This is a genomic window from Sphingobium chungbukense, from assembly GCF_001005725.1.
GTDB lineage: Bacteria > Pseudomonadota > Alphaproteobacteria > Sphingomonadales > Sphingomonadaceae > Sphingobium > Sphingobium chungbukense.
Genome location: NZ_LBIC01000022.1, coordinates 50,476 through 59,250, shown reverse-complemented (window position 1 = coordinate 59,250; position 8,775 = coordinate 50,476). Strand labels below are relative to the sequence as shown.

Annotated in this window: 7 protein-coding genes; 5 read left to right on the top strand and 2 right to left on the bottom strand. The window is 59.7% G+C overall.

All coding sequences use genetic code 11. The features are described from left to right. Together YP76_RS27485 and YP76_RS25970 are read left to right on the top strand one after the other, a co-directional pair. Positions 1–144: ATP-binding protein (locus YP76_RS27485; protein WP_198147607.1), on the top strand; the 144-nt coding region annotated here is incomplete at its 5' end. A 204-nt stretch (positions 145–348) separates the two neighbouring features. Further along, positions 349–2,379: a M13 family metallopeptidase gene (locus tag YP76_RS25970; RefSeq protein ID WP_046766263.1), complete on the top strand. Its 2,031-nt coding sequence runs from the start codon at positions 349–351 to the stop codon at positions 2,377–2,379. Positions 2,380–2,441: 62 nt separating this feature from the next. On the opposite strand, the gene YP76_RS25965 is transcribed toward YP76_RS25970, so the two are convergent. Then, positions 2,442–3,338, bottom strand: a complete 897-nt coding sequence (locus tag YP76_RS25965) for a HEPN domain-containing protein (RefSeq protein ID WP_046766262.1) — start codon at positions 3,336–3,338, stop codon at positions 2,442–2,444. 140 nt (positions 3,339–3,478) lie between these two features. Further along, positions 3,479–3,763 carry a hypothetical protein gene (locus tag YP76_RS28065; protein WP_139111426.1) on the bottom strand — a complete coding sequence of 95 codons (285 nt, stop codon included), beginning with the start codon at positions 3,761–3,763 and terminating at the stop codon, positions 3,479–3,481. A 113-nt stretch (positions 3,764–3,876) separates the two neighbouring features. Here YP76_RS28065 and YP76_RS25955 point away from each other — a divergent pair, with 113 nt between their 5' ends. The 3 genes from YP76_RS25955 to YP76_RS25945 all read left to right on the top strand — a co-directional run bounded on the left by YP76_RS25955 (position 3,877) and on the right by YP76_RS25945 (position 8,771). After that, a complete protein-coding gene (locus YP76_RS25955) occupies positions 3,877–4,560 on the top strand; it encodes an RNA polymerase sigma factor (protein ID WP_139111427.1) in 684 nt (227 codons plus the stop codon). A 14-nt stretch (positions 4,561–4,574) separates the two neighbouring features. Further along, positions 4,575–5,552 (top strand): FecR family protein, encoded by a 978-nt coding sequence (locus YP76_RS25950; RefSeq protein WP_062017348.1) that lies wholly within the window; start codon positions 4,575–4,577, stop codon positions 5,550–5,552. A gap of 120 nt (positions 5,553–5,672) precedes the next feature. Further along, on the top strand, positions 5,673–8,771 hold the full coding sequence (locus YP76_RS25945) for a TonB-dependent receptor (protein ID WP_082718749.1): 3,099 nt from the start codon (positions 5,673–5,675) through the stop codon (positions 8,769–8,771). Positions 8,772–8,775 lie beyond the last annotated feature (4 nt).

Here is an 8,775-nt window from a genome sequence, read left to right as displayed (position 1 = left end):
GTCCGGTCACACCTCGCCTTCGGCGAATGGCCGACCGTGTTCGGCGATCCCAAGATGACCACGGCGCTGCTCGACCGCGTCACCCACCACTGCGATATCGTCGAGACGGGCAACGACAGCTGGCGCTTCAAAAACCGCAGCTGACAGCCACCTTCGGCGCCTTCAAAAATCTATCTTGCGCTGCGCGCGCCTCCGGTCGGGCTACGCCCGCCCTCCGCCGCACGCAGCGCAAGGCCATCTTCAACAAACCAGCATCATATTATCTGAAAAGGGGGTCCCTCTTCGACGCCGATCGGGGGTCCCTTTTGAACGCCGTTTGACACCTTGGATCTTTCGAGAGGGTTCGGGATGCGATCGTCAAACTTAGGTGCAGCAATGTTTCTGGCTGTATTCTCATTTCCAGCAGCACACGCAGATCAGGGCGCGCCCTCCGGATCGAATGCTTCGGCCTATGGTACTTACGGGCTTGATGAAGATGGCATGGACCATGAAGCGTCGCCGGGTGAGGATTTCTCCCGCTATGCGAATGGAAACTGGGATGCGCGCACGGCGATCCCGGAGGACAAGGCCAGCTTCGGCATGATCAACCTTCTGGAAGACCTCTCGCGCGAACGCACAAGGGCAATTCTGGACGCGGCCCGAAAAGACCCTTTGAACAAGATTGGGGCAGCGTATTCGAGCTATATGGGTCGTGCTGCCGTTGAGAAAGCGGGTCTAACGACAATCGCACCATGGCTCCGGGAAATCAGCGAATTGCGCGACAAAGCTGGCCTGGAAAACCTCGTTGCGAAGGCCAATCGCATTGGTGTTGCCGGTCCTTTTCGCCTCTACGTTGGGCAGGACGATAAAAAGCCAGACAGCTATATCATCAAGCTGAGTCAGGGCGGCTTGGGCCTGCCGGATCGCGATTATTATCTCGAGCAAAGCGACAAAATGGCCGCGATCCGGACGGCATATCGTGCGTATCTTACACAAATGCTGACTCTGATTGGGGAAACTGACGCCGGCAGCCGAGCTGACGCTCTGATGACGTTTGAGACGGCAATAGCGAAGCTGCATTGGTCACGGGTCGAAAGCCGCGACGTCGATAGGGTCTACAACAAGACCACACTCGCCAAATTGACGGTGGACGCGCCCGGGTTCGACTTCCCTGCCTATTTTGCCGCGAACGGCATCAAACCCGCCGAGATGATTGTCGCGCAGCCCAGCGCCATTGCGGGGGAGGCGGCGCTCATCGCGAAGACTCCGCTTCAGGTTCTGAAGGATGCTTTGCTCGTGCGAAGCATCCATACCTATGCCGATTTCCTGCCCGACCATATCGGGGACGAGGATTTCGCCTTCTACGGTACAATCCTAGCTGGTACGCCAATGCGGCCGGAACGTTGGAAGCGTGGCATCGATTTTCTCAAGGGCGCTTTGGGAGAGGAGGTTGGGAAGGCCTACGTCGCGCGATATTTCCCGCCTGAAACGAAGGAGGCGATGGACGCACTGGTCCAGAATGTGATCGCGGCCATGGGCCGCCGGATCGATAAGCTGACCTGGATGAGTGATACCGCGAAAATCAGGGCTCGCCGCAAGCTGGCCGCGTTTACGGCCAAGACCGGTTATCCAGACAGATGGCGCGATTATTCGGGTCTCATGATCAAGGCGGGCGATCTGTTCGGCAATGCAGTTCGCGCCAACCAGTTTGCCTTCGACTATCAGGTGGGAAAGCTTGGCAAGCCGATATATCGTTGGGAATGGGGCATGACGCCCATGGAGATCAATGCATATGCCAATTTCGGCAAGGTGGAGATCGTCTTTCCCGCTGCCATCCTGCTACCGCCCTTTTTCGATCCCAATGCCGACCCGGCGGTCAACTATGGCGCGATCGGCGCTGTGATCGGCCATGAGATCAGCCATCATTTTGACGATCAGGGTTCAAAATATGATGAGACCGGGAAGCTCAACCCATGGTGGAGTGAGGCCGACGTCGCCACCTTCAAGGCGCTCAGCGGACGCCTTGTCGATCAATTTGATCGTTATGAGCCTTTCCCCGGTGTGCATGTGAAGGGGGCCATGACTTTGGGTGAGAATATCGGCGATCTGGCAGGCTTGGCTGTTGCTCTCGATGCCTATCATACTTCACTGGGCGGTAAGCAAGCTCCGGTCATAAACGGAAAGACCGGCGACCAGCGCTTCTTTCTCGGATGGGCGCAGGTGTGGCGGATCAAATATCGGGAGGCCGCCCTGCGCCAACGGCTCGTCACGGATTCCCATTCGCCCGCTCAATACCGCATTTCCACGGTTCGAAACTTTGATGAATGGTATGCCGCGTTTAAGCCTGAACCCGGTGAGAAGCTCTATCTTCCGACCAAGGATCGGGTCAAAATCTGGTGATTGAATCTAAGGCCGGGGTGAAGCCCGGCCTTGTCATGGGAGGGTGTCAGCGGCGCTCTTAGTCACGATCCCAGTCGCTCTTGGCAAATGTCCTTTACCAATCCTTGGAGTATAGTAATCCGCTCACAAATCCATTCCAGTTCCTCGGCAGTGATTTTATAATGCTCTGAGTAACGTGCGTTGACATAAGCACCGCGCAGCAGTTCGAAACAACGCTGCGTGAATTTTGTATCCCGCGGCCACGCTTGAATCAACCTTGCATCCAACTGTTCGCACTGTGACCTGAGCAAATTAATCTTGTGTGATTTTGGTGCGTACAACGTACTAACGAGGAGAAAGCAGTCATAAAGTCGTTCAGTGGTCTGGTGCAGAACGAACGCGGCTTCGTTTTCATTTCCTTCCGAAAGTGCGTGTCGAGCCATGCTGAAAAATGCTGTTGCGCTCGGAAACCATTTGTCAAAATGCTTTTGTGCCTCTGCTCGTGCTTCGTCCGGCGGCAAAGTAACTGGCTGATCGAACGGATTGTCAGGTGCTTCATAGAGAGCAATACCATCACGGAGGATGTCTCGAAAGAAGGGGCGACCCTTCTTCAGTTGTTTATTCACGTCGGTCAGGCTGTGGGTAATGATGTGCGCCGGAACACTGAGCTTCTTTGAGATGGTGTGGGCCCGGAGTAGATGGTCCTCGGCCTTGCTCCAATATTCGATCGGATCCGCGAGTTCCTCATGGTTCACAACGACCAGCACGTCATAATCGGAGAAATAACCACCGACCGGGTCTTCTACCCAGTCGCCGCGCGCATGTGATCCATAGAGGATAACCTTGAGGATCCGACCGGCCTTGCGATGAGGGGCATTACGCCCGGCGATCGTGTCCTCAAACTCTTCGAACAATATGCGACGGATTTCGCCGAGCTCCCGCTGTTTACGTTCGGGCAGATGATCGAGAGACGTCTTCATTCCCCCAGATTCCCCCTTTGGCGTAGAAAAGCCAAGAAAAATATGTGCCTTGTATCAATCAGGCCGCTTGGTAATCATCGCATAAAAGCGGATCGCCGCATTCGAAGCCTCAGTGTGTCGGACAGTTCGCGCGTATCGAATCATTCGCGGATCGGGAGAGCTTTTCGCCGCAACTCGGCATTTAGCCGCGGAGTTTCCGCAGCTAAATGCCGAATCTCCGCAGCTAATTGGCGAAGAACCCGCAGATTGCTGCGCAGGAACAGCTCAGCCATTATTTTTTCTGCGCTTTGCGCGGCGCAGTTAGACAGTCGCGGCGGCTGCGCTATGGAGGAGATGTCGGGTGCCGTGAAACAGGACGCGTGTCCCATGGGCCGGGGGATCGGCGGGCTTTTGGCCTGGCCGGTCGGCAGCGGCGCGACGTCCAAATAACGGGTCCTTGTACAGGATTTCCAACACCCGACCCCTTTTTTCAAGCCCTTGCCAGCCGATTCTCGATACGGAATTCTCTTTGGTGCCGTCGGGAGGCCGATGGCGGGGCGTGGAAACCCCTGTACCGAAGATCGGCGAGTCAGACTTGGTGCTGGCATGGCCGATCCATGCGCGCGCCCTTTGCGCGATGCACCGGCATGGAGCTTTTCCTTTGCCGTCCTTATGGGGCGGCACGCCCTTCGTAATTGAAGGAAAGGCGCGGGTAATGACCGGCGAGCAAGGGAAAACGCCGTGGCTGCCAATGGGTAGCCGGCAGGACGGGATGGTCGACAGGCTGTACCGCAATCATGCGGGCTGGCTGCTCGGAAGGCTGCAACGCCGGTTCGCGGGCTCTGGTCTTGAAGCGGAGGATTTGGTGCAGGACACCTATATGCGGGTAGCGCGCTACAGCGAAGAGGAGGCGGAGCGTCGGCCCCGCGCGCTGCTGCTCCGGATCGGGCTCAACCTTGCCTTCGATCAAATGCGCCGCAACAAGACCCGTCCCGCACCGCTGGCGGCTAATGATCCCGATCCTTCCTGGGACATAGAAGACTGTGGAGAGCAGGAATATTTCCTCGGCCTCAAACAGGCCGTCCAATCTTTGCCACCGGATCTTCGGACGGTCTTTCTTTTGTCGCGGTTCACCCGCATGACGAATGCAGATATCGCGAAAAGGCTGGGAGTTTCGGTCAAGACCGTTGAGGGACGGGTGAGCAAGGCACTTATATTGTGTGCACAACGGCTGTCGGACTGAGGGTAGGGATGACGATGGGCAGCGAAGAAGATAAAAAAATCGAGGAAGACGCAGCCTATTGGGTTGCGCGCTTCAATTCCCGCGTTGCGGACACGGCCGAACTCCAGCAATTCTTTGCCTGGAAGAAAGATCCGCGCCATGCCGCCGCCTATGAGCGACTAAATGGGCATTGGGAGAGCGCACAGAAGCTCGGGAAAGACCCGCAAATTGCTGCTCTGGTCGATGACGCAATCGAGCGAACCGCGCCTCGGTCAGGCATCCGTCGACCAATGTTGTGGGTGGCAGGCACGGTTATTGCCGGAGCTATGACCCTTGGCACATTCCTCCTCCGGCCAGTGGCGATCCATTATGAAACGGGAATTGGGGAGCAACGCCTGGTTCGCCTGGAGGACGGCACGAGGCTCCATCTCGATAGCGCAAGCGCCGTCGACATAAATTTCTCGTCAGGGCATCGACGCGTCGCCCTGATCAGCGGCCGGGCGATGTTCGATGTTGCGCATGACAAGAGCCGTCCCTTTGATGTGGATGCGGGCGTGGCGACCGTGAGAGCGCTCGGCACCCGCTTCGAGATCGATCGCCAGCAATCGGATGCCAATATCCTTCTGATCGAGGGCAAGGTGCGGGTGGATGCCGCGCAATGCCCGTCCGACAAATGCACCGATCAGTTGTTGCCGGGCGACATGATGATGGCGCGGGAAGCGGGACTTGGCGAGAAAGAGCGGGGCAATGTCGAGGCGATCACCTCCTGGACCACCGGCCGGCTCCAGTTCGAGGGCCGATCGCTCGCCGCCGCAGTCGATGAAGTCAATCGTTATTCCAAGGCGCCTATCATCCTGGAGGCGCCGGATCTCGCGGATGAGCGCGTCAACGGCGGATTTGCCGTTGGCGACCGCGATGCCTTCATCCGGGCCGTGATCGCGCTCTACCCGTTACGCGCGGAGCCGCAAACCAATGGCACTATCCGTCTTGTCCCTGACCCTGTGCGATCCTGATTTAAAAATTTCACATATCGTCCAGGGTTACCCCCGTTCCTCTACGTTACAGAATTAGGCGACAGGGGAAGGCGGGAGACCCGCTCCTCGGTCCGCCGGACCAGCAGGGGAAGGGAAACCATGACAGCCAGGAACGTCCATCGTATGGATTCGCCGAAACGGGCAAGGTCTGCACAGCGTCGCGGCCTACTCCTGTGTGCGGCCTGGGCGTTGGCGAGCGTTCCCGCGATGGCACCGGCGGCCTATGCGCAGGAGGTGCATCCGCGTTTCGACATCGCGGCGGGTTCGCTCGATCAGGCGTTGCAGCGGTACATGGTGCTGACGGGCCGCCAGATTCTGTATCGTAGCCAGTTGGTAGAGGGCCGTCGCACCAGCTCGGTCGTGGGATCGATGGATGCCGACAAGGCGCTGCACAAGCTGATCGGCGGCTATCCGATCACCGTCAGCCATCAGGGCCGCAATGTCTATGTGCTCTCGCCGCGCGGGGCGCCATCGCCGCAAGGACAGGGTCAGTCCCAGCATCGACCGGTCCCCCAGCGTCTACCCCAGGCAATCGCGCCTCGGCCGAAGCCGGTTCGCGCGCCGGACATGGCAGCAGCTGGGATTGTCGTTACCGGCACAAATATCCGCTCGGCAGCGCCGCCCTCATCGCCGGTGATCAGCATGACGGCCACCGACATCGCCCGCTCCGGCGCGGGTACGGTTGCAGAGGCGCTGGCGCTGCTGCCGCAGAATTTCGGCGGCATGGCCAATGAGGATACCAGCCTTACCGGCTCGGACCGCGTCAGCATCAACCCCGGTCTTGGGGCGAGCATCAATCTGCGCGGTTTAGGCTCAGACGCAACTTTGACCCTGGTCAATGGCCGCCGGACCGCGGGCGCGGGCGGGAAGGGCGATTTCACCGATCTCTCCAGCATTCCTGCAGTTGCGGTCGAGCGGGTCGAGGTTTTGGCTGATGGCGCGTCGGCTCTTTACGGCTCGGACGCGATCGGCGGCGTGGTCAACATCCTGTTGCGCAAGGATTTCGAAGGGGCTGAGAGTCGGCTGCGCCTCGGCACGGTGACGCGAGGCGGCAGTGAGGACATCATCGCCGGACAGGTGGTGGGTGCCCGCTGGGCGACCGGTCATATCCTTGCGGCCTATGAATACCAGCATCGCGGTCGCCTCCCTGGATCGGCGCGCAAATATACGCGCTCAGCCGACCTGCGGCAGCTCGGCGGCCATGACTACCGCCAATATTTCTCGGCTCCCGGCACCGTTGTGGTGCTAGACCCCGTGAGCCGCACCTATGTCCCTGCCTATGCCATTCCCGACGGACAGGATGGCACGGATCTTGAGCCCAGCGACTTCCTACCCGGCGCCAGTCTTTCCAGTCCGCGCGCCCATGTCGACCTGCTCTCGAAGCAGGACAGGCACAGCCTGTTCGTGAGCGGGGAACAGGAACTGACCGCCGGCCTCACCTTTTATGCCGAAGGCCGCTATTCCGATCGCAAGTTCGATGCGAAATCGCAGCCGTCGCTCACCATCATGAGCGTGACCCGCGCCAATCCCTGGTTCGTTTCGCCCACCGGCGGTTCGTCAGTGGCGATCGCCTATGATTTTGGCAGGGATATCGGCCCGATCCTCACCAGTGGCCGGGTGCGCAGCCATTCGGTGACAGCGGGCGTCCGGGCGGAACTGGGCGGCGACTGGCAGGTCGACGCCTATATGTCGCACGCCCGTCAGGTTGATCGGCAGCTGAGCGATCATCTGCTCAACAGCAGCGCGCTCAATGAAGCGCTGGGCCTCACCGCCGATAATCCGCTAACCGCCTATAGCGCGGCGCGCGACGGCTATTTCAATCCTTTCGGTGATGGCAGCAGCAACAGCGCCGCCATCATCGATTTTATCGGCAGCGGCTTCATCCGCCAGCGCTACAGCAGCGAATTGCTGAATGGCAGCATGATCGCCGACGGCACGCTTTTCGACCTACCCGGCGGGCCGCTGAAGCTCGCCTTCGGGACGCAGGCGCGCGAGGAGCATTTCTCCCGCTCGGTCCAGACCTTCGCCTCGGGCGTCACGCCGCCCGCGCCGGTGACGCCGAAGGCGAACCGGACGATCGTTGCCGTATTTGGCGAACTGGCCGTGCCGATGGTCGGCCCGGGCAATGCGCGCCCCGGTGTTGAGCGCCTCGACCTGTCGGTCGCGGTCCGCCATGAGCGCTATTCCGATTTCGGTTCGACCACCAATCCCAAGATTGGGTTGGTGTGGGAGCCGGCGCAAGGATTGCAGCTACGGGGAAGCTGGGGAACGTCGTTCCGCGCGCCTGCGCTCCCAGAGATTTTCGACCCGTTCCGCGTCTCCTACACCCAGCTCCCGACCACGGGTGGTGGCAACCTGCCGGTCCTCACCCAACGCGGCGGCAATCGCAGTCTCGAACCAGAAAAGGCCAAATCGCTGACTGTCGGCTTCAGGGTCCAGCCCAAGGCTGTGCCGGGCTTTGGCTTGGAGGCCAGCTATTTCCAGACGCGCTTCTCCAACCGGATCGGACAGCCGGTCACCGAGAATATTCTCCAGGCGCTCACCAACCCCATCTATGCGCCCTATGTAACTCTGATCGATCCCGCGCATAACGCCGCCGATCTGGCTCGCGTGCGGGAACTGCTCGCGGTGCCAGGGTCGAGCGTGCCGACGACCTTCGCCCCGGAATCCTTCCGCGCGATCCTCGACGGGCGCTATGTCAACTCCGCCCGGGTGGATGTGCGCGGGGTCGATATCCAGATGCGTCAGAGCCTCACCCTGGGTTCGAACCGGCTGAACATCTCGGTCAACAGCATGATCCTCATTGATTATAAGGATCAGCTCACGCCTGCTTCACCCATGATCGAGCGAGTAGGGACGTTGGGCAATCCCGTAGACTTCCGCCTGCGCGGCACTCTCGATTGGGCGCGAGGCGACGTCGGGGCAACGCTTTCGCTCAACCATGTTGGTCCCTACACTGACAACATCAGTGCGCCCGCGCGTCCGATCTCGTCGTGGAACGGCGTCGACCTGCAATTGCGCTATGAACCGCGAACAGCGGAGGGTTGGCGCAAGGGGCTGAGCCTGGCTGTCACCGTGCAGAATCTCTTCGATAGCGATCCGCCCTTTGTCGACCGCAATTTGGGCTTTGCCTACGACCCGGCCAATGCCGATGTGCTGGGCCGCTTCGTATCGATGCAGGTGAAAAAACGATGGTAGCGCC

Bases quoted from the DNA above. Each gene is read 5' to 3' on its own strand.
- YP76_RS25970 (WP_046766263.1), top strand. From the start codon at position 349: ATGCGATCGTCAAACTTAGGTGCAGCAATGTTTCTGGCTGTATTCTCA.
- YP76_RS25945 (WP_082718749.1), top strand. From the start codon at position 5,673: ATGACAGCCAGGAACGTCCATCGTATGGATTCGCCGAAACGGGCAAGG.
- YP76_RS25965 (WP_046766262.1), bottom strand. From the start codon at position 3,338: ATGAAGACGTCTCTCGATCATCTGCCCGAACGTAAACAGCGGGAGCTC.
- YP76_RS25950 (WP_062017348.1), top strand. From the start codon at position 4,575: ATGGGCAGCGAAGAAGATAAAAAAATCGAGGAAGACGCAGCCTATTGG.